Source organism: Bifidobacterium stellenboschense, from assembly GCF_000741785.1.
Taxonomy (GTDB): domain Bacteria; phylum Actinomycetota; class Actinomycetes; order Actinomycetales; family Bifidobacteriaceae; genus Bifidobacterium; species Bifidobacterium stellenboschense.
The window spans coordinates 95,571-118,005 of the sequence record NZ_JGZP01000012.1; the positions used below are offsets into that span (position 1 = coordinate 95,571).

At 64.3% G+C, this 22,435-nt stretch carries 11 protein-coding genes and 3 rRNA genes; 9 read left to right on the top strand and 5 right to left on the bottom strand.

All coding sequences use genetic code 11. The annotated features are described in order from the left end of the window. Positions 1–175: 175 nt before the first annotated feature. The 4 genes from BSTEL_RS05210 (at position 176) to rrf (ending at position 9,160) form a co-directional block, all read left to right on the top strand. A complete protein-coding gene (locus tag BSTEL_RS05210; protein ID WP_034528017.1) occupies positions 176–3,289 on the top strand; it encodes a bifunctional [glutamine synthetase] adenylyltransferase/[glutamine synthetase]-adenylyl-L-tyrosine phosphorylase in 3,114 nt (1,037 codons plus the stop codon). A gap of 523 nt (positions 3,290–3,812) precedes the next feature. Next, positions 3,813–5,345: ribosomal RNA gene (locus BSTEL_RS05215) — 16S ribosomal RNA — on the top strand. Between the two features lie 472 nt (positions 5,346–5,817). Beyond that, positions 5,818–8,884: ribosomal RNA gene (locus BSTEL_RS05220) — 23S ribosomal RNA — on the top strand. 160 nt (positions 8,885–9,044) lie between these two features. Next, a 5S ribosomal RNA gene (gene rrf, locus BSTEL_RS05225) occupies positions 9,045–9,160 on the top strand. The 16S, 23S and 5S rRNA genes sit together here, the layout of an rRNA operon. Before the next feature lie 401 nt (positions 9,161–9,561). Here the strand turns inward: rrf and BSTEL_RS05230 are convergent. Both BSTEL_RS05230 and BSTEL_RS05235 read right to left on the bottom strand, forming a co-directional pair. Beyond that, entirely contained in the window at positions 9,562–10,185 is a 624-nt protein-coding gene (locus BSTEL_RS05230; RefSeq protein ID WP_034528020.1) for a DUF47 domain-containing protein, read from the bottom strand. Positions 10,186–10,231: 46 nt separating this feature from the next. Beyond that, entirely contained in the window at positions 10,232–11,284 is a 1,053-nt protein-coding gene (locus tag BSTEL_RS05235; RefSeq protein WP_034528023.1) for an inorganic phosphate transporter, read from the bottom strand. A 191-nt stretch (positions 11,285–11,475) separates the two neighbouring features. On the opposite strand from BSTEL_RS05235, the gene BSTEL_RS05240 reads away from it, so the two are divergent. The 5 genes from BSTEL_RS05240 to BSTEL_RS05260 all read left to right on the top strand — a co-directional run bounded on the left by BSTEL_RS05240 (position 11,476) and on the right by BSTEL_RS05260 (position 19,644). After that, positions 11,476–12,957, top strand: a complete 1,482-nt coding sequence (locus BSTEL_RS05240; RefSeq protein WP_034528025.1) for a DUF1846 domain-containing protein — start codon at positions 11,476–11,478, stop codon at positions 12,955–12,957. Between the two features lie 126 nt (positions 12,958–13,083). Further along, the gene (locus tag BSTEL_RS12330) at positions 13,084–14,970 is read left to right on the top strand and encodes a DUF6020 family protein (RefSeq protein WP_162178980.1); all 1,887 of its coding nucleotides are present in this window, start codon (positions 13,084–13,086) and stop codon (positions 14,968–14,970) included. Then, positions 14,967–16,481, top strand: coding sequence for a lipopolysaccharide biosynthesis protein (locus tag BSTEL_RS05250; RefSeq protein ID WP_034528031.1), 1,515 nt, complete (start codon positions 14,967–14,969; stop codon positions 16,479–16,481). Before BSTEL_RS12330 ends, BSTEL_RS05250 begins: the two co-directional genes overlap by 4 nt. Beyond that, positions 16,481–17,521: a glycosyltransferase family 2 protein gene (locus BSTEL_RS05255; RefSeq protein WP_084686127.1), complete on the top strand. Its 1,041-nt coding sequence runs from the start codon at positions 16,481–16,483 to the stop codon at positions 17,519–17,521. The genes BSTEL_RS05250 and BSTEL_RS05255 overlap by 1 nt, the downstream gene beginning before the upstream one ends. A gap of 5 nt (positions 17,522–17,526) precedes the next feature. Beyond that, positions 17,527–19,644 (top strand): hypothetical protein, encoded by a 2,118-nt coding sequence (locus BSTEL_RS05260; RefSeq protein ID WP_156963173.1) that lies wholly within the window; start codon positions 17,527–17,529, stop codon positions 19,642–19,644. Positions 19,645–19,696: 52 nt separating this feature from the next. On the opposite strand, the gene BSTEL_RS05265 is transcribed toward BSTEL_RS05260, so the two are convergent. The 3 genes from BSTEL_RS05265 to BSTEL_RS05275 all read right to left on the bottom strand — a co-directional run bounded on the left by BSTEL_RS05265 (position 19,697) and on the right by BSTEL_RS05275 (position 22,333). Then, positions 19,697–21,178: an ATP-binding protein gene (locus tag BSTEL_RS05265; protein ID WP_034528036.1), complete on the bottom strand. Its 1,482-nt coding sequence runs from the start codon at positions 21,176–21,178 to the stop codon at positions 19,697–19,699. A gap of 87 nt (positions 21,179–21,265) precedes the next feature. Beyond that, complete coding sequence (locus BSTEL_RS05270; protein WP_051922866.1) at positions 21,266–21,505, bottom strand: helix-turn-helix transcriptional regulator; 240 nt, start codon at positions 21,503–21,505, stop codon at positions 21,266–21,268. Between the two features lie 27 nt (positions 21,506–21,532). Then, positions 21,533–22,333: an AIM24 family protein gene (locus BSTEL_RS05275; RefSeq protein ID WP_034528038.1), complete on the bottom strand. Its 801-nt coding sequence runs from the start codon at positions 22,331–22,333 to the stop codon at positions 21,533–21,535. Positions 22,334–22,435 lie beyond the last annotated feature (102 nt).

The following is a 22,435-nucleotide window of genomic DNA, read 5'->3' on the forward strand; positions in this document are numbered from 1 at the left end:
CTTTCCGAACCGTCCGTACGACGGACGTTCGAACGTGCGACGCCACCCGCCGTGCACGGGACGCCGCGGAACGATTGCGACCGCGTCCCAGTCTAACGCACGCGGACGGCGCGTCACGGAGGAGCCGACGCCGCATCGGACGCATATCGCCGCCCGCGGTGTACATTAGCTAGGTATGAACGCAAACGACGCATTCCGACCCTCCGCCATGGACCTCATCCGCGCGGGACTGCAGGACCTCGACGACGCGCGAGGCCAGTTCGACAGGCTCAAAGCCGACGGGGTGCCGGACGACCGGCTGAGGTTCATCCTCACGGCGCTCGGCAGGGCATGCGATCCGGATGCGGCGCTCGCCAACCTCGTCGGCATCACCAACGCCGTGCAGAGCCAAGGACGCGACCTCAAGACCATGGTGCCCGACGAGGCGGCGTTCGAACGGCTCGTCACCGTGCTCGGCGTCTCCGACGCGCTCGGCAAGCTCATGCGCTTCCGCCCCGAACTCGTCGAAGCCGCTTCCAAGGACAGCTGTGACAGCCACCTGTACAACCACGCGCAACGTCGCGCGCACATCCTCAAAGCGGTCGGCGCCGATCCGGACGAGACGGCCGCGCCCGCCGCCACGTTGTCCCTCGCCGAAGCCGCGACCGCACTGCGCGGCACCTACCGTCACCAGCTCGCCGCCATCATGGCGCAGGACGCCACCGCCGACGACCCGTGCGCCATCCAGCCGACCATCAGCCGCGAACTGTCCGACCTGGCCGACGCGGCGCTCGAAGGCGCGCTCGCCATCGCCCGACACGAGGTGCCCGGCAGCGAACACGTGCGGTTCGTCATCATCGGCATGGGCAAGCTCGGCGCCCAGGAATTGAACTACGTGTCCGACGTGGACCTCATCTACGCGGTCGAACCCGCCGACAAGGAGATCGGACGTCAGGAGCTCATCCGCATCGGCACCAAGATGGGCACCACATTGCAGCGCGTATGCCAGTCCGTGATCATGGGCGTCGCCGAACCGACCCTGTGGCAGATCGACGGCGGACTCCGCCCCGAAGGCAAGGACGGCCCGCTCGTGCGCACCATCGACTCGCACCGTGGCTACTACGAGCAGTGGGCCGAGAACTGGGAGTTCCAGGCGTTGCTCAAAGCACGTCCCGTCGCCGGCGACCCGGAACTCGGACGCGCCTACATGGACATGACCCGACCGTTCGTCTGGAGCGCCTCCAAACGCGACAACTTCGTCTACGACTGCCAGAAGATGCGCAAACGCGTCGAGGACCTCATCCCCGCGCCGCTCAAGGACCGTGAGATCAAACTCGGCAAAGGCGGCCTGCGCGACGTCGAATTCACCGTGCAGATGCTCCAGCTCGTCCACGGACGCGCCGACGAGACGCTGCGCACCCGCTCCACGCTCGAATCGTTGGCCCGGCTCGCCGAAGGCGGCTACGTGTCGCGCAAACAGGCCGCACGGCTCTCCGCCGACTACCGGTTCGAACGCGTGCTCGAACACCGCCAGCAGATGTGGGCGCTGAAACGCACCCACCTGTTCCCCGACCTGGGCGCGGGAGCGAACCTCGGCGGACTCGAACGCAAACGCGACGTGGACGTGGACGCGCTGAACCAGAACCAGGAGCTGCGCCGCGTGGCGCGCGCCTTCCGCCTCCACCCGGAGGAACTCGTCGAACGCTACGACGAGACGCGTCGCGAAGTGCGCCACCTCCACCTCGACATCTACTACCGGCCGATGCTGCCCGTCTCCGCGCAACTGGAGGACGATCAGATCAATCTCAGCCAGAACGCGGCCCGCGAACGCTTCAGCTCCATCGGATTCGGCGACCCGGACGCCGCCATGCGCCACGTCATCGCGCTCACCAACGGCATCGGCCGCGCCGCCAAGATCAACCGCATCATCCTGCCCGCCGTACTCGAATGGCTCGGCCAAGGCCAGAACCCGGACATGGGCCTGCTCAACTGGCGCAAACTCGAAGAGCATTTCGGCACCGAAAGCGAATACCTCGGCTTCCTGCGCGACTCCACATCCGCCGCGCAACGCCTGTGCCACGTGCTGTCCAACTCGCGCTTCCTCGGCGACGCGCTCAACAAATCCGTCGAATCGGTCACATGGCTCGGCAACGACGAACGGTTGAAGGCTCGCACACGCGACAGCCTCGACGTGCAATGTCGCTCCTCCCTGGAACGCAACGCGGGCGATATCAACGATTTCGCCACATCGATGCGCGCCATGCGCCGGCACGAGATCGAACGCATCGGACTCGCCTGGATGAGCGGCGTGATGGACGACGCCGCATCATTGGAAGGCATGACCGACGTGTACGACGCGATTATCGACGCGGCGCTCACCTGGGCGGTCAACCATCGGATGCGCGAATTCGGGGGTGCGACGCCCGACGACGCTCCGGCCGCGCTCGCCGTCATCGGCATGGGACGCTACGGCGGCCGCGAGGTGAACTTCAGCTCCGACGCGGACGCGATCCTCATCTACCGTCCCGGCGACGGCGTCGACGAGCACACGGCGAACCTGTTCGCCCGCAAGGTCGTCGAGGATTTGCGCGCCATCCTGCAAGGGCCGACCACGCTGGAACCGAAGATCGAACTCGATCTGGACCTGCGGCCGGAAGGCAAGAACGGGCCGCTCGTGCGTTCCTACGCCTCCTGCGAGGAGTACTACCGCTCCTGGTCGAGCACGTGGGAGCGGCAGGCGCTGCTGCGCGCCCGGTACGCGGCCGGCGACGAGGCGCTCGCACGCGACTTCCTCACCAATCTCGCCGACCCGCTGCGCTACCCGCACGTCGACCTGACCGACGCCGAAATCGGCGACATCCGCAAGCTCAAGGCACGCATGGAGGCGGAGCGCCTGCCGCGCAACGTGCGCCGCGACCGTCATCTCAAACTCGGCAAAGGCGGCCTGTCCGACGTGGAATGGACCGTGCAGCTCATGCAGCTGCGGCACGCCGGCGACATCAAGGAGCTGCGCGTCGGCGGCACCCTGGCGGCCTTGGACGTGCTCGAACGCCGCAAGCTCATCGACGCCGCCGACGCCGCGACCCTGCGCCACGCGTGGACGATGTGCACCGCGGCGCGCAACGGCAACTACCTGTGGTCCGGACGCGTCAACCAGGCCGACATCCTGCCCGACGACATGTATTCGCTCGGCGGCATCGCCGTCTACCTCGGCTACGACGCGAACCGCGGACAGCATTTCGAGAACGACCTGCTCGCCGTCATGCGCAAGGCCCGCGAGGTGACCGACCGCCTGTTCTACGGCCGCTGAGCGGTTCGAGGCGCCGCCGATTCGTTTCCGGCCCCCTCCGTGGGGAAGCTGTCCGGCTTCGGCGGGCTGGGTGTGTTCCTCCTGCTGGCGGGAGGTGGCGCGCGGAGCGCGTCGGAGGGTGGTTTGTCGGGTTTGTCGTCGTGTTTCGGTGGTGTTTCGACACGCCGGTGGATTCGTGTGTTTCCGGGGGTTTCGGTGGTGTTGTGGTGGGGTGGGTTTGCGTTGTGGTGGGAGTTCATGTAGGTTATCTGTCTGTTGCCGCTCGGCGCGGCGGGTTGTCTGCCTTGTTCTGGTTGGTTTCCCGTGGTGTTGGCGTGGTGGTGGTTTGAGAACTCAAGAGTGTGTTGTACTACTTACTTCTTTATAGTCAATGATTGCCAGTCCGATTCCCGCTTCGGTTGTTCCGGAGTACCCGAGGGGGTTTGATGGGTGTCGGGGTTTTTGTGCGAACCTCTTTCCTTATTAGAGGTTCCGTCTTTTCTTTTTTGAGGGTCATCTTTCGGATGTCTTTCTGCAATGTTTTTTTGTGGAGGGTTCGATTCTGGCTCAGGATGAACGCTGGCGGCGTGCTTAACACATGCAAGTCGAACGGGATCCATCAAGCTTGCTTGGTGGTGAGAGTGGCGAACGGGTGAGTAATGCGTGACCGACCTGCCCCGTACTCTGGAATAGCTCCTGGAAACGGGTGGTAATGCCGGATGTTCCAGTTGATCGCATGGTCTTCTGGGAAAGGGTCTTACTGGTATGGGATGGGGTCGCGTCCTATCAGCTTGACGGTGGGGTGATGGCCTACCGTGGCTTCGACGGGTAGCCGGCCTGAGAGGGCGACCGGCCACATTGGGACTGAGATACGGCCCAGACTCCTACGGGAGGCAGCAGTGGGGAATATTGCACAATGGGCGCAAGCCTGATGCAGCGACGCCGCGTGCGGGATGACGGCCTTCGGGTTGTAAACCGCTTTTGGCAGGGAGCAAGGCGTTTTTTGGCGTTGAGTGTACCTGTCGAATAAGCACCGGCTAACTACGTGCCAGCAGCCGCGGTAATACGTAGGGTGCAAGCGTTATCCGGAATTATTGGGCGTAAAGGGCTCGTAGGCGGTTCGTCGCGTCCGGTGTGAAAGCCCATCGCTTAACGGTGGGTCTGCGCCGGGTACGGGCGGGCTGGAGTGCGGTAGGGGAGACTGGAATTCCCGGTGTAACGGTGGAATGTGTAGATATCGGGAGGAACACCAATGGCGAAGGCAGGTCTCTGGGCCGTTACTGACGCTGAGGAGCGAAAGCGTGGGGAGCGAACAGGATTAGATACCCTGGTAGTCCACGCCGTAAACGGTGGATGCTGGATGTGGGGCCCTTTCCACGGGTCCCGTGTCGGAGCCAACGCGTTAAGCATCCCGCCTGGGGAGTACGGCCGCAAGGCTAAAACTCAAAGAAATTGACGGGGGCCCGCACAAGCGGCGGAGCATGCGGATTAATTCGATGCAACGCGAAGAACCTTACCTGGGCTTGACATGTTCCCGACGACTCCAGAGATGGGGTTTCCCTTCGGGGCGGGTTCACAGGTGGTGCATGGTCGTCGTCAGCTCGTGTCGTGAGATGTTGGGTTAAGTCCCGCAACGAGCGCAACCCTCGCCCCGTGTTGCCAGCAGTTCGGCTGGGGACTCACGGGGGACCGCCGGGGTCAACTCGGAGGAAGGTGGGGATGACGTCAGATCATCATGCCCCTTACGTCCAGGGCTTCACGCATGCTACAATGGCCGGTACAGCGGGATGCGACATGGCGACATGGAGCGGATCCCTGAAAACCGGTCTCAGTTCGGATTGGAGTCTGCAACCCGACTCCATGAAGGCGGAGTCGCTAGTAATCGCGGATCAGCAACGCCGCGGTGAATGCGTTCCCGGGCCTTGTACACACCGCCCGTCAAGTCATGAAAGTGGGCAGCACCCGAAGCCGGTGGCCTAACCCGTGAGGGGTGGAGCCGTCTAAGGTGAGGCTCGTGATTGGGACTAAGTCGTAACAAGGTAGCCGTACCGGAAGGTGCGGCTGGATCACCTCCTTTCTACGGAGAATTCAGGCCACTGTCTGGTGGCCGGTGTGTGCCCCGCGCGTGCGATCGTCGCACGGTCGGTCGGGGTTGCTGGTGTGGAAGAGATCGTTGGCTTTCCGGGTCGTCCCTCTTGGGGGTGGCCGGTAAGTGGTGTGGCATGCTTTTGGGTTCCCGGACCGCCACTGCCGGGGTTCGCGCGGGTGTTTGCCGCGTGGGTCTTCCGGTGTGCGGGTCCGATGCCTCCCTGGCTTGGCTTGCCGGCTTGTCGTCGGTGTGGCTGGTCGGGGTGTGTGTTGGTGGTTTGAGAACTGGATAGTGGACGCGAGCAAGAAAAGTGTTTTTCTTGTTTCTGTTGATTTCGAATGGACTCCGAGATGTTTTTTTGTCTTGGGTGTTCGTTCGGTCGTTTTGTGATCATTTTGACATGTTGTGTTGATGTGTCGTCCGATGTATTCGCGAATTTGGTTTTCGCCGGTGACGCGTGTGTGTTGCTGGTGAGGGCGTAGTGGTGGATGCCTTGGCGGACAGGACCGATGAAGGACGTGTGGGGCCGCGATAGGCCTGGGGGAGCCGCCGACAGGGCTTTGATCCCAGGATGTCCGAATGGGGGAACCCGCCACCCTCGATGGGGTGGCACCAGCCTTGTGCTGGGGGGTACGCAGGGAAGTGAAACATCTCAGTACCTGTAGGAAAGGATGTTCCGTGAGTAGTGGCGAGCGAAAGCGGATCAGGCCAAACCGGTGTCGTGTGATACCCGTCGGGGGTTGCGGCATCGGGGTTGCGGGAGCGTGTGTCCCGGTTCCGACGGACCGGGCGTGAGTGATAAAGCCGTGTGCGAGACGAACAGGATTGGATGCCTGGCCGTGGAGGGTGATGGCCCCGTAGTCGTATGCGCATGGTCTCGCGATCGCGTGTCCCAAGTAGCGCGGGCCTCGTGGAATCCCGTGTGAATCCGCCCCGACCGTGGGGTAAGCCTAGATATTCCTGTCCGACCGATAGTGAACTAGTACCGTGAGGGAAAGGTGAAAAGCACCCCGGGAGGGGAGTGAAAGAGTACCTGAAACCGTGCGCCTACGATCCGTCGGAGCCTCCTTGTGGGGTGACGGCGTGCCTATCGAAAAATGAGTCTGCGAGTCAGTGGCAGGTGGCGAGCGTAACCCGTGTGGGGTACGCGTAGCGAAGGCGAGTCTGAATAAGGCGTCTGAGTCGCTTGTCCTGGACCCGAAGCGGGATGATCTAGCCCTGGGCAGGTTGAAGCGCGGGTAGGACCGTGTGGAGGACCGCACCCACCTGGGTTGAAAACCGGGGGGATGACCTGGGGCTGGGGGTGAAAGGCCAATCAAATTCCGTGATAGCTGGTTCTCTCCGAAATGCATTTGGGTGCAGCGTCGGGTGATTGCTTGCGGGGGGTAGAGCTACTGGATGCTTGAGGGCCCATACCGGGTACCGACAGCAACCAAACTCCGAATACCCGTCAAGTGTATCCCGGCAGTGAGTCGGCGGGGGATAAGCTCCGTCGTCGAGAGGGAGACAGCCCAGACCGTCGTCCAAGGTCCCGAAGCGCGTGCTAAGTGGGAAAGGATGTGGAGTCGCATAGACAGCCAGGAGGTTGGCTCAGAAGCAGCCATCCTTGAAAGAGTGCGTAACAGCTCACTGGTCTAGTGGTTCCGCGCCGACAATGTAGCGGGGCTCAAGCACGCCACCGAAGACGCGGCAGCAGCTTTTCGGCTGCTGGGTAGGAGAGCGTCCCATGCGGGTCGAAGCGGTCGTGGAAACGGTCCGTGGACTGCATGGGAGTGAGAATGCAGACATGAGTAGCGAGAGCGGGGTGAGGATCCCCGCCGCCGGATGACCAAGGGTTCCAGGGCCACGTTCGTCGTCCCTGGGTGAGTCGGGTCCTAAGGCGAGGCCGACAGGCGTAGTCGAATGGATGAACGGGCTGATATTCCCGTACCGGCCATGAACCGAACAGACCTGAAAGGATGATGCTAACCTCCGTCCGTCTCTGATCCTCTTCGGGTGGGTGACGGGCCGGGTGTTGGGAACCGATTCCCGGTAGGGTAGCGCGTGGAGTGACGCGGATGGCATGCCGGGTCCGGAGGTGGTTTTCCGGGTCCAAGCGTGCGGGGCCTTCCCCAGGCAAATCCGGGGAAAACATGGCCCGAGGCGTGATGGGGGCACACTCTGGTGTGTCTTCCGGTGGGTCCGTCCGTCGAGAAAAGCTTCGGCGCGAGGCGCATGGGCGCCCGTACCCCAAACCGACACTGGTGGTCAGGTAGAGCATACCAAGGCGATCGAGCGAATCCTGGTCAAGGAACTCGGCAAATCACTCCCGTTCCTTCGGTTTAAGGGAGACCCCCGATGGTGAACCGGCTTGCCCGGGGAGCGGTTGGGGGTGGCACAATCCAGGGGGTAGCGACTGTTTACCAAAAACACAGGTGCATGCGAAGGCGCAAGCCGCTGTATATGCACTGACGCCTGCCCGGTGCCGGAAGGTTAAGAGGATCCGTCAGCGTTTCGGCGTGAAGCGGTGAATTCAAGCCCCGGTAAACGGCGGTGGTAACTATAACCATCCTAAGGTAGCGAAATTCCTTGTCGGGTAAGTTCCGACCTGCACGAATGGCGTAACGACTTCCCCACTGTCTCGACCAGGAGCTCGGCGAAATTGCAGTACGAGTAAAGATGCTCGTTAAGCGCAGAAGGACGAAAAGACCCCGGGACCTTTACTATACCTTGGTATTGGCATTCGGTGTGGATTGTGTAGCATAGGCGGGAGACTGGGAAGCATGGTCGCCAGATCGTGTGGAGTCGCAAGGTGAAATACCGCTCTGTTCGCATTGGATGTCTCACCACGAGCAGTGATCCTGCTCTGGGACAGTGCCTGGCGGGTAGTTTAACTGGGGCGGTTGCCTCCCAAAGAGTAACGGAGGCGCTCAAAGGTCCCCTCAGCCCGGTTGGCAATCGGGTGGCGAGTGCAAGTGCACAAGGGGGCTTGACTGCGAGACCGACGGGTCGAGCAGGGACGAAAGTCGGAACTAGTGATCCGGTGCCGGTGTACGGACGCGGCATCGCTCAACGGATAAAAGGTACCCCGGGGATAACAGGCTGATCATTCCCAAGAGTCCATATCGACGGGATGGTTTGGCACCTCGATGTCGGCTCGTCGCATCCTGGGCTGGAGCAGGTCCCAAGGGTTCGGCTGTTCGCCGATCAAAGCGGCACGCGAGCTGGGTTCAGAACGTCGTGAGACAGTTTGGTCTCTATCCTCTGCGCTCGTCGGAATACTGAGGAGACCTGCCCATAGTACGAGAGGACCTGGGTGGACGAACCTCCGGTACGCCGGTTGTCACGCCAGTGGCACCGCCGGTTGGCTGCGTTCGGAAGGGATAACCGCTGAAAGCATCTAAGCGGGAAGCCCGCTCCAAGATAAGTATTCCCTGGGCTTTTCGAAACCCGTGACCCCCCATGTAGAACACGTGGTCGATAGGCCGGACGTGGAAGCCCCGCGAGGGGTGGAGCCGACCGGTACTAACGGGGAAGCGCGACACACACATCCCAACCATGTTGGGACGGCATCGACCTCTTTCTGCGGATACACGCGACACGGAGCAACACGAACCGTGGTCACAACAGAACCAATCAACAGCGTCCACCATCCGGTCCCCAAACCACCAGCCATCAGGGATATGAAATCCCTGATAATTGAAGATTTGCGGCGGTCATAGCCAGGAGAGACGCCCGGTCCCATTCCGAACCCGGAAGCTAAGACCTGGCACGGCGATGGTACTGCACCCGAGAGGATGTGGGAGAGTAGCACGCCGCCGCACCACACGATAAGGAAGGCCCTTGGTCGAGCACAGCTCCCAAGGGCCTTCGCATATCCCCCGGACCATCACGCGCGCCCCCCGCCGGCAAGCCGGCGGACCACCCTCCGACGCGCGCTCCGCGCGCGCCACCTCCCCGCCAGCGGGAGGAACACACCACACCACACGCGCGACCACACCGGGAGCCGTGCCCACCACACACCACACGCGCGCGGGATGCCGCCCCCGCCGGCGGGGGCTCCCGCGAAGCGGGTGGGGGTGGACCCCACACAGGCCACACGCCGGACCACCTCCGGCGCGCTGCGCGCGCCACCTCCCGCCAGCGGGAGGAAGAACGTCACGTTACCTTTCAGCGGGAGACGGCGTGTGGAGGCTTGGGGGTCGAACGGGGTGGACGGGAACTGTCAGCTGTTTTTCATGACGATGTTGTCGATGGCGTTGGCGGCGTTTTCACAGTCGTCGGCGCACTGTTCGAGGTGTCGGTAGACGTCATGCCAGGCGAACACCTGCAGCGGGTCGCCGCCCGTGGTGTGCAGGGTACGCATCGACTTGACGAACAGGTGGTCGGCGTCGGTCTCGATCGTGTTGATGGCGAATACGAGCTCACGCAGCGCCTTCGACCGTTTGAACCGGGGGAGTTCGTCGACGAGCTTCTCCAGCTGCTCGCAGGCGCGGACGATCATATCCGTCATTTCGACGGCGTCGTCGCGCATGTCGGTCACATTGTCGTAGTACAGGCGGTCGAGCACGCCTTCGATGCTGTCGGTCACATCGTCGAGCGCGTGGCTTAGTTCGGCGATGTCCTCGCGTTCGAACGGCGTGATGAACGCGGTCACCAGCTCGTCCATGATGCCGTGACGGACCTTGTCGGCCGCCTGTTCGATGCGGTGCATCTCATCGGTACGCGCCTCGAGCGTCGACGGATCGAAACCGTGCATCACATCGGACAGCAGATGCGCCGCCTCACACGCGTAGGCCGCGCTCCTGCGGAATCCGTCGAAGTAGAAGGCGTCGTTCTTTCTCGCCATGAGTGGTTCTCTCCTTTGAACATACCGTGGATACGGGTCGGAATCGTTAGAACACGACCATGAACAGTTTCGCCATGATGAAGCTGATGATGCCGCAGCCGGGGAACGTGAACACCCAGGTGAGCATCATGTCGCGCACTACACCGAAATTGATGGCGGACAGGCGGCGTACGGCGCCGACGCCCATGATCGCGCTGGTCTTCGTATGCGTGGTGGACACGGGAACACCAAGCACCGTCATGACGAGCAGGCATAACGCGCTGGACAGGTCGGCGGAGAATCCTTGGTATTTCTCCAGTTTGACCATGTCCATGCCGACGGACTTGATGATCTTCTCGCCGCCCACCGAGGTACCGACGCCCATGATCGTGCTGCACAGGATCATCAGCCACACGGGGATGACCACGCCCGCGACGGACGGCTGCCCGTTGCAGAACGCCATGCCGAGGAACAGCACGCCGATGAATTTCTGACCGTCCTGCGCACCATGCATGAAGCTCATCGCGGCGGCGCCCACGATCTGCGCGCCGGTGAAGAAGCCGTTCGTGCGACGACGGTCGAATCCGGCGCAGATCAGCGTCACGATCTTGCACACGATCCAGCCCATCGCGAACCCGAACAGGAGGCTCGCGGCCAGGCCGTACAACACCTTCACCCATTCGCCCATGTCGACGGCGTCCACACCGCCGTGGATGGCGATGGCGGCACCGGTCAGACCTGCGATGAGGCTATGGCTCTCCGACGTGGGGATGCCCAGCATCGACGCGCCCACGCTGTAGACGACGATCGAGAACAGCGCGGCGCACAATGCGATCAGCGCGGCATCCGTGTCCCCTCCGAAATCGACCATGTTGCTGATCGTCGAGGCGACGGACGCGTTGAACTGGGTCATCAGGAACACGCCCAGGAAGTTGAACACGGCCGCCATGATCACCGCGGAGCGTACGCGCATGCACCGCGTGGTCACGCAGGTGGCGATCGCGTTCGGCGCATCCGTCCAACCGTTGACGAAGATCACGCCCAATGTCAGCAACGTCGTGACGGCGAGTGCGGGATTCGACAGCACCTGCTGCACGAAATAGGCAAAGGACACATCCAAGGGACTCTCGTCTCCTTCTTCTTCGAGGGGGCGTATGGCCGACATAGGGATTATAACGGATGATCGGCTACGTAGTCGCACGTCGCGTCCTCGTGGCGCAAGTATGGCATCGCCTATACTGTTGTGGTCATCGTTTCGGGATTTCAGGCCGATTCGTGCCGTTCCGCCGTTCGAAAGGGTTGCCACAGCATATGCGACAGGGATTCGACAACGACAAGTACATCGAGCTGCAGGCCGCGAGGATCAAGGAGCGCATCGCCCGGTTCGGCGGCAAGCTCTACCTTGAATTCGGCGGCAAACTGTTCGACGACCATCATGCGTCGCGCGTGTTGCCCGGGTTCGAGCCGGACGTGAAGTTCCGCATGCTGGAGAGCCTTTCCGATGATGTGGAGATCGTCATCGCCGTGAACGCGAACCATATCGAGAAGGCGAAGACGCGAGGCGACCTCGGCATCACCTATGACGAGGACGTGCTGAGGCTCATCGACGTGTTCCGCTCACGCGGCTGTTACGTAGGCTCCGTGGTGCTCACTCAGTATGCCGGGCAGCCGGCCGCCGACGCGTACCGTCGTCGGCTCGCGCGTCTCGGCGTCACCTGCTACCTGCACTATCCCATCGCCGGTTATCCGCACGACATCGAACGCATCGTCTCCGACGATGGCTACGGGCGTAACGACTACATCGAGACCAGCCGTCCGCTCGTCGTCGTGACCGCACCCGGCCCCGGCTCGGGCAAGCTCGCCACCTGCCTGTCGCAGCTCTACCATGAGCACAAGCGCGGCGTGGAGGCCGGCTACGCGAAGTTCGAGACGTTCCCCATCTGGAACCTGCCGCTCAACCATCCGGTGAACATCGCCTATGAGGCGGCCACCGTCGACCTGGACGACGCGAACATCATCGATTCGTTCCACTTGGAGGCACACGGCGAGACCACCGTCAACTACAACCGCGACGTGGAGGCGTTCCCCGTGCTCAAGGCGCTGATGGAACGCATCATGGGCGAAAGCCCGTACCAGAGTCCCACCGACATGGGCGTCAACATGGCCGGCTACGCGATCGTCGACGACGAGGCGTGCCGCGAGGCTGCGAACATGGAGATCGTGCGCCGCTATTTCACCGCCGCCGTGAACTTCAAACGCACCGGCACGGGCGAGGAGCAGATCGAACGTCTGCGTTCCATCATGAAGAAGGCGGGCGTGGACGAGGACCTGTCGCCGGCGCGCGCCGCCGCGTTGCGCCGCGAGGAGGAGACCGGCGCACCGGCCGGCGCGATGGTCCTGCCCGACGGACGCGTCGTCACCGGCAAGACGGGCGTGCTGCTCGGTGCCGCCAGCGCCCTGCTCATGAACGCGTTGAAGGCCGTCACCGGTGTGGACGCCGACCTGCCGGTGATCGACGACAAGGCGATCGAACCGATCTGCCGTCTCAAGACCGAGCATCTCAACAGCATGAACCGTCGCCTCCACTCCGACGAGACGCTCATCGCCCTGTCCATCACGAGCGCCGAGGACGAGACCGCCGCGCGCGTGATCGCCGGACTGGAGCAATTGCGTGGCTGCGACGCGTTCTTCTCGGTCATCATCTCCGCCGCCGACGAGGCGCTCTACCGTAAGCTCGGCGTCAACGTGTGCTGCGAACCCAAGTACGAGCGTCTGAGCCTTTACCACAAGTAGACCGCCGCATACGCACCGGTACATACACCGGCATCGGTGCGGCGGACGTTACCGGCACGCCAGCATTGGATGAACTTTAGGCCAAATGGAACGTAGCGGCATGCCGTCGCGCCTATGGTCGTAACCATGTTGTTGAGGAGTATCGGACCGTCGGCTGCGGCGCGGCTCGCGTCGTGCGTTGCCGGCGGACTGGTGATCTCCCTCGCCGACCGCATGGCGGTGCGCGCCGTGGCCGGCCCGCTCGACGGCGGCTTCTGGCTGGAGACGTGCGCGGCCGCTGGAGTCCTGTACGCGGCGTTCACCGCGGGCGAATGGCTGTTGTCCGCCCGGCTGCGTGTCGGAATGCCCGACGGCCTCCCCGGGCCCGCGAGACGGTTCGTCGCCCGTGCACGCGGGGGATTCGACCGGTTCGACGCGCTCCGCGCGCCTGTGAGACTGGCGGTCTGCGCGACGGTTATCCTCGTATGCTGGCTGCCGGTCATCGTGATGATGGCTCCGGGCACGATATGGTACGACACGGGCGATCAGATCGTCCAGTTCCTCGCCGTCGTCTCGCCGGACGGAACCACGGGCGTGGTGTCCGCCCATCATCCTCTGCTGGACACCATCGTCTTCGGAACGGCCGCATGGATGGGGGAGAGCCTGTTCGGCGGCTACGGCGCCGGCCTCGCCTGCTATCTCGCCGTCCAGGTGATCGTCACCGGCATGGAGTTGGCCGGCATGTGCCTGTACGCGCGCCGCATCGGATGCGGTCGCGCCGCCTCGACGTGCATGCTGCTGTTCTTCGCCGTATTCCCCGCGTTCCCCATCTTCACGATGTCGATCGTGAAGGACACGTTGCACATGATGGCGCTCATCCCATGGCTCGTCATGGTCGCCGAAGCGACGCGCACGCGTCTCGCCGTATTCGATTCGCGGCGGTTCCTCATCGGCTTCATCGTCGTTTCGACGCTGTGCGCGCTCACCACGATGACCGGTCTGGTTATCGTCATCCTCACCTCGGCCTGTCTGCCGTTGCTGCGCGCACGTCGCGGCCGGCGGATCGCGGCGCTCGCCTGCATGCTTGTCGTGGCGTTCGTCTCCGGCGTGGCGTTCCCTGCGATGGTGCGAGGCCCGCTGCGCGTGCGTGGGGAGGATGCGAACCAGCTGCTCGTCGTGCCCATGCAGATGACCGCACGCTACGCGCTCGACCATCCCCATGACGTGACCGACCGGGAACGTCGGATCATCGACCGGGTCAACCGTGTGCCGTTCGAACAGATGGCGTCACGCTACAACCCGTATCTCGCCGACCCGGTCATCCAGTATTCGCTGCGTGACCCTGCGGCCGTGCCCGAATACCTGAGCGTCTGGGCCGTCATGGGATTACGGCACCCGGACTCGTACGCCGCCGCGTTCACCGCTCTGGAATCCGGGTGGTTCTCGCTGCGCCGCACTCCTCTCAACACCACGAACCGGGGCATCTCCCTCGACCGGTTGTGCCGGCACGCGGACAAGGCGATCGGCAACACCATGTGGTTCCAGATCAACGACGCGGTCAGCCCGTCGTTCCGTCCGCTGGCGAAACGTTCGCCGCGCTTCACCGTCGACCGCCCCGCCGTCTACCGGCTCTGGGACACGTGGCGGTCGACGCCGGTCCTGAACCTTCCCGCGTTCACCGCGATGTGGACGTTCATCCTCCCGTTGTTCCTCGCGTTCCATCTCATCGGCCGCGCCGGCCGGCCGGGGGAGCGCGCCGCAACCCTTCCGCAGAAGCCGCCGCGCCGCGCATGGTGGCCGTTCACGATCCCGCTGTTCTGGTCGCTGCTCTCGCTGCTGCCGAACGCGATCTCGATCCCGTTGAAGCCGACGGCCACGCGCTACATGATGTGGGCCCCCGTCACGATCATGCTGATGCTGGCGTTGCTCCGCGCCGACATGGTCGCGCCGGAACGGCTGTGGGACGACGGGCGAGATACGAGGCGCGACAGGGGGAACGGCTTCGAGCGGAGCATCAGGAGGGCCGACGTATGAGACGTGGTCTCGTCCTCAACCTGATCAGCAATATCGCGTTCTTCGTCGCCGGATACGCGATCCACTGGTTCCTCGGCGGATTCGCTTCGCCTGCCGACTACGGCGTGGTCGGTACGATCATCACCGTGCTCGACTTCGAATACCTGTTCGTCAGCAACGGCGCCCGGCAATCCCTGTCGCGCAACATCGCCTCCCATCGTCATGACGGTCGTCAGGTGATCGTGCGCACGCTCGCCGTGCAGGCGTCCATCGTCGCCGTGTTCTTCCTCATCGACTTCGCGGGAGCCCCGCTGTTCGGCCTCATGCTCGGCGACGGAACGCTGGACCGCTATTTCCGCTACGCAGCGTTCCTCGTGCCGGCCAACGGACTGTACGTCGTCATGCTCGGCATCAACGACGGGCTCCAACGGTTCGGCCGCAGCGCGTTCCTCTCCACGTTCTATCCGATCGTCAAACTGGGCACGATCCCGCTCATCGTCCTCGTGTTCCCGCGCGAACCAGTCATCGGCGTCGAAGTCGGCTATTGCGGCGCCATGGTCCTGACCATCCTCATCGGCCTCGCCATGCTCGTCCCAGCACGGAGTCTGCTGCCCGACGGCGACGGCACGCCGTTCCCGTGGCGTGACGCCATGCACGGCACGCTCTCGTTCTCCCTGTTCTTCATCATGGCGTCGCTGGTCCTGAGCGTCGACACGCTCGTCGTCAAGGCCGAACTACCCGACCGGATGGCCGGCTACTACACGGGCGCCATGAACTTCGGCAAGACCACGTACTACCTGCTGCAGGCGTTCGCCGTGATCATCCTGCCGGTCGTCTCCCGTCTGATCGCCGAGGACGCGCGCGGCGAGGCGCTCGCCAAGGCCCGCGGCCTGTTCCTGCTCGTGTTCGCGCTCGTGGCGCCGATCGCCGCGACGATCTCCGCCACCGCGCCGGACCTGCTCGCCGCGTTCTACTCGCCCGCCTACGCCACCGCGGCGCCGGCCCTGTCGTGTCTCGCGTTCTCGAGTTTCTTCATGGGCGTCACCGTGATCCTCAACATGACGCTCAACGCCGAGCGGGACACGCGCTTCTCCGACCTGCTGTCGCTCGTCTCCCTCGCCGTGGTCGTGCCGTTGTTCGTCGCATCGGCCCGCTACGGCATCACCGCGCTCGCCGTCTCCAGCATGGCCGCGACGTTCACCGCCATGGCCGTCTCGTACGTCGAGGTCCGGCGCCGGTTCGGCGACGTGATGAGCCGTCGCGCGTGGGCGGCGATCGGCTGCGACGCGGTGTTGTGGATCGTCATGGCCGTGGTCTCGCGGACGACGTTCCACGTGACGGACTTCGTCGCGCTCATGGTGGTGTACGCGGTCGTCTACGGCGCGTTCGTGGCCGTGCTCGTGCGGATCGGCGTCCTCGACGTGCGTGGGATCGCGGCGATGTTCGCGAAACGGACGGAGGACGCCGACGGATCGGCGACCGGCGGGACCGCGACCAGGAAAACCATAGCCAAGGAAAAGGATGGCGACTGATGCACGTGTTCGTCCAGATACCCTGCCTCAACGAGGCCAAGACACTTCCGCTCGTCATGGCGCGCATGCCGAAGCGCATCCCCGGCGTCGACCGGCTCGACGTGATGATCATCGACGACGGATGCACCGACGACACGGTCGCCGTCGCGAGGAGTCTTGGCATCCGCCACATCGTACGCCACAACGGCACGATGGGATTGGCGCGCGCGTTCCGCGACGGCGTCGACTACGCGTTGAAGCACGGCGCCGACATCGTCGTCAACACGGACGGCGACAACCAGTACCCGTCTGAACGCATCGGCGACCTCGTCCGCCCGATCATCGAGGGCCGGGCCGACATCGTCGTCGGCGACCGGCAGACCGCCACGATCAGGGAGTTCAGCCCGTTCAAACGGCTCATGCAGCGATTCGGCTCATGGGTCGTCAACCGCGCCGCCGGCACGGACATCCCCGACGCGGCGAGCGGATTCCGCGCCTATTCGAAACGTTCGCTCCTCCAGCTCAACATCGTCACCGAATTCAGCTACTGCATGGAGACGATCATCCAGGCCGGGTACAAGCGCATCGCCATCACCTCCGTGCCGATCGTCACCAATCCGAAGACGCGCAGGTCGCGTCTGTTCCACAACATCTTCGAGCACATGCGCAAATCCGCCGGCGCGATCGTGCGCAGCTTCCTCATGTTCCGGGCGCATTCGGTGTTCACGTGGTCCGCGATCCTGCCCGGCATCGCCGCGCTCGTCGTCTTCGTGCGCTATCTCACGTTCTTCTTCGCCGGACAGGGACGCGGCCACATGCAGTCGTTGCTGCTCGGCGTCATGTTCTTCATCTGGATGGTCGTCTCCCTGCTGCTGCTCATCGTCTCCGAAGTGCTGCGCACCCAGCGCAAGCTCGAGGAGGACGAACTGGAACGCGTCAAGGAGATCGCGTACGCGCCGGCATCCCGCCGCCTGTGGACGGACGACGGCGATGACGACGGCGGTGATTCGGATTCCGGTATGGCGACGGACTGGTGCGGAGCGAAGGGAGGAGAGCAGTGAGTCCGATGCCGGATCCCCGACGTTCCGCATCCCGGCTCTCGCCGTGGACGAGACCCTGCGTGGTCGCGCTCGCCGTGATCGTCACGCTCGAACTGTTCGTGTTCAACCTGCCGTTCTGGCAGACGCTCGGCTCGACGCCGCGGACGGCGCACGACGACGGGTTCGGCAACGGGCTCGTCGTCGAATCCGGCGGCACCGCCGTCGTCACCGACCCGGACCACGCGTGGCGCGACATCTCCTCCGACGAACCGATCGACTACCTGTACATCGGCCACGCCGCATCCGAACGCCCCAGCCAGAACGACGCGGTGCGCTGGCAGGTGTCCACGATGAAGCCGACCGACTCCGGCTGGTACGACGCCAACGCGGACGTCGGCTATTCGCCGTCCGCCGAACACTCCCGATACCAGCGCATCGGCGACGGCTCCACGCACGTGCGCCTGCGCTACCGGATGGACAAGGGCGCGGTCATTCCGGTCAACACAATCACCGTCAACCCGCACGTGCCGATGCGGTTCGACCCCATCCGCCTCGTCGTCGAGATTCTCACGGCGCTCATCATCATCGCCTTCCGGCCCGCATCGCCCTTCTACCGCATGCGCCTCGCCTTGCGCCGCCGCTCCACGATTGTGCCGCTCGCCGTATGCGCCGCCGTCTCATGCACTCTGCCGCTCGCCCTGTTCGCCATGGCCGCGCCGCTGGAAAGCCCCGAGCCCGTGTACTGGGATTTCTTCGCCTCCTACCAGGCGACCGACCAGTACCAGCGGCTCGCCGACGCGATCCTCCATGGCAGGACATGGCTCGACTATCCGGTCAACGACGCGCTCGCCGCCATGGACAATCCGTATGACACCCGCGCACGCACGCAGGAGGCCCTCGACAGTCCGGATACGCCCGTCTACTTCGACGTGGCCTTCCACGACGGCCGGTACTACTCGTATTTCGGCGTGCTTCCCGCGCTGCTCCTGTTCGCCCCGTTCAAAGCGGTCACCGGCATGCGCCTGCCCACGAACGCGGGAGTGGCGATTGCCGTCGCCCTCGCATCCGCGGCGACCACCCTGCTCGCCATCCAGCTGGCGCGTCTGCTCGGTCGGCGCCGTCCCGTCTCGCTCGGCGCGACCATGCTCGGCGTGACCGCCATGATGTTCGGCAACGGCATCGCCATGCTCGTCCAGCTCGGCCTGTTCTACCAGATCCCGCAGGAGATAGCCGTGGCGTTCGCCTCGCTCGGCATCGCGCTGTGGATCGAGGCGAAGCTGCGCGGGCTGGAACGGCATCTGCCGCTGCTCGCCGCGGGATCGGCATGCATGGCCCTGACCATCGCCTGCCGGCCGCAGGTCATCCTCGCCACGTTCGTCGCGATCCCGTTGTTCGCCGACGAGATCCGCGACCTGTGGACGCATGGGCTGCATGACGCGCGGGCGCTGACGCAGGAGACACGCGTGTGGGCGTGGGCGGCCATCCCGTACCTGATCGTCTTCCTGCCGCAGCTCGCCTACAACCAGGCGCGATTCGGCAGGTCCACCGACTTCGGCGCGAAATACAACCTCACCGGATACGACATGACGAACACGCATCCGCCGTTGACCCAATACCTGTCGTTCGTGTTCCAATACCTGTTCCAGCCGCCGAACCTCACCGCGCATTTCCCGTTCGTCCAATTGCAGAGCGTGCCGTTGACCACATGGCGCAGCGAACACCCCATGTTCGGCGGGTGGCTGTTCACCGCCGCGCCGTTCGCGCTCCTGCTGTTCACCATGCTCGTGTGGCGGTTCGCGCTGCGCCGCGTCGCCGCCACGCGTCTCATCGTCGGCGCGCTCGCCGCATCCGCGCTGACGTTCCTCATCGACGCTCGCGTCCCCGGCGTCGACTTCCGCTACGAGATCGACTTCGGCTTCATGATCATGACCGCCGTGCTCGTCCTGCTCTACGCGGTCGACGGCGCGGCGAACCGGGCGGGGTATGGTCCGTGGCGGGACGTGACGCGGCGCCTCACCTTCGGATGGTTCACCACCGGAATCGCGGCCGCCTTCCTGTTCCTGTTCTTCAAGCAGTTCGCCTCGGGCATGAACATGCCGGCCGCCATCTGGTGGGACACGGCCTCCTGGTTCGTGTTCATGTGATGCGACGTACGATTCACGCGCCGTATGATACGCGGCGTATACGCCTGCCGGGTCAGGCGCTCGCCAGCCGGTAGCGTTGGGTCGGGTCGTCGCGGAAACGCACCTTGGTGACCCGCCCTTCGCGTATCAGTTCGCGCATGCCGGTGGTCACCGCCAGCGGCGTCAGCTGCAGCTCGTGCAGGATCTCCCGGATGCTCATCGCCGAATGGCGTTCCAGAACGCCGGTGATCGCCTTGGCGATGTCGCTGGGGGTCCCGGCCACGGCGGTCCGATGCCGGGTGATCGTCATCGTGAACGTGTTGATCGTGTTGCGCGTCGTCGCCGGTTCGATGCCCGCCTCGCGCAACGTGGCGGCGATGCGCTGGTAGCCGTCGCCGCCCTCCGGGTTCACGTAGCCGCCGCCCGGATAGGGGGTGGATTCGAGCAGGGTGAACAGGAACTGGTTGCGGGTGGAGACGAACGGCACGCCCGTGACCGGATGCGGGTTGGCGAGCACGTCATGCGTCACCGTGCCGTAGAGGCCTCCGGGATTCGTGATCTCGATGCGGTCGGTGAATACGTTGATGTTGACCTGCGTGCCGCGGGCGTCGGGGGAGTAGTCGCGGTGGGTGAGCGAGTTCGCGATCGCCTCCCGCAGGGCCACGGGCGGATAGTCGGGCTTCTTCGCGCCGATCCAGTGCATGAGCGCGTCGACCGCATCGTCGATCATCACCGGAATCGGCCCGACGATGGTCTGCGAGGCGACGAGCCGTTCGTCACCGCGGAACACGTCGTCGCGGCTCGTACCCGGAAACACGGCGATGGAGACGCTCAGACGCGGATAGTATTTCTGAGGGTAGCGGCCGAGCGCGAGGAGACCGGCGAGCGTGGGGCGCAGCACGCCGCCCACCGCCCTGACGTCGGAATCGTCGTGGCGCAGCACCTCCAGATCGAGCAGCATGTCGGTGTCGCCGCGACCGGCGAACACGTGGGGATGCTGCCGTCTGACCCGCTCCAGCAGCCCCGCGACGAGACCGGGGTCGAGGTCATCGGGCGTGGCGCGCGGCACGACGTCCAGATCGTAGGTGGGTTGCAGGTGCTCTTCGATGAGTCGGTCCACCTCGTACGAGGTCATATGCCGGTCGCCGTCGCCGGTGCGGATATAGGAGCCGCCGTAAGGTCCCCGTTCGGTGATGAAGCAGGGCTTGTCCCGGGGGATCATCTCGTCGATGCGGGCGAACACGAGGTTCGCTCCCTCGAACGGGCAGGTGACGATCACCGGGCGCACGACCGGCGTCATCTTCTCGCACGCCTGGCTCAGCGCCTCCTGCATGGCGCGCGCGTTGAACCCTTCGACCGGCGTGAACCCGTTGCGTTCGCTCAATCCGAGGATAATCCAACCGCCCGAGCCGTTCGAGAACGCGGACAGCGTGTCCGTGATCGTGGACGAGATGCGCCGCGCGCACTCCTTGACCTCGCACTGCTGCGTGTCGTTGCCGATCAGGCGCATCAGACCGATCAGTTCGGTCATCTTCGCGGTGTAGTCATCGACCATGGCGGGCCTCCTTGCCACCATTGTGCCGTATGCGAGGCGGCGTCCGGCGTGCGTGCGTCGGTTCGCCGTCGGCCGTTCACCCGGAATTCACGCGTCGAAGCTGATGGTGAGCGTGCGGCCCATCCCGTGCGCGAGCGCCTCCAGCGTCTTGAACGACGGGTTGATGTGCGCCTGTTCGATGCGCTGAATGGTGATGCGCGAGACACCGGTCGCGTCGGCCAGCTGTTGCTGGGTCATCCCCGACTCCTTGCGCGCCTTGAGCAGCGCCGCACCCACCTCCGGGTAGACGCGCGGCTTGTCGGATGCGGTCGCGTTGCCGTCGGTCATGGTTCTCCTCCTTCCGATTGGGGCCGGTCACACGGTGCCGGAGCCGGCGTTGATATTGAACGTGGGACCGGAGACCGGCGCGAGCAGCACGCGGCCGACGCCGCGGTACACGTTCACCAATCCTTCGCCGCTCGCGGCGGAGCCGATCAGCGTCTTACCGGAGCGTTCCACCGTGAACTGCAATCCGCTGGTCCACGCGATGGCGAAGTTGCCGTCGATTTTCAGCTCGTCGTTCTCCAAATCGACGGTGATGAGCTCGGACGCGGGGACGGGGGATTCCAGCGCGACCGTGCCCTGCCCTTCAAGCGCGAGGTTGAACAGCCCCTCGCCGCCGGCGACCATCGCGCTCGGGCGCGACACCATCACCGCGCGCTGCCGCACGGTCGACTCGCACGCGTAGAACAGGCCGTCGTTGACCGTCATCGAACCGCCCATCTGCGCCGCTGGGTCGATGAGCAGGATGTGACGGTACGTGGGTTCGAGCACCAGCGTGCCGATTCCCTGGTATTCGGGTTTGACCGCGGACTCCTTGGTCACCGCGCCGCGCGCCATCTTGCCGATGAAGTCGCCCACGCCCTTGACGCCCGTCGTGGCCTGGATATGGCCGGCGGTCCACTGCATGGCGCCGGCCTGCACGGTGATCCCGGTCTTGCCGTCGAGCGTGCACACCACCTGACGGCGGCGCACGTTCATCTCGGAAGCGAAATACGCGCCGGCGGCGCCACCGTAGTCGACGGACAGGTCCCGCTTCCATTCGATGACCTGGAACGGCCCCTGCCGGGCGACGATGGCGACGTCGTCGTTGTCTGTGAAGTTGTAGATGCGCATGGCAGCTCCTTTGCCGTGATGGTTCGCGAAGCGGAGGACGATCCTCCCTCCACACCAACATACCTCATCGCCGCGTGGACGGAGGCGACCGTCCGAAGTCCT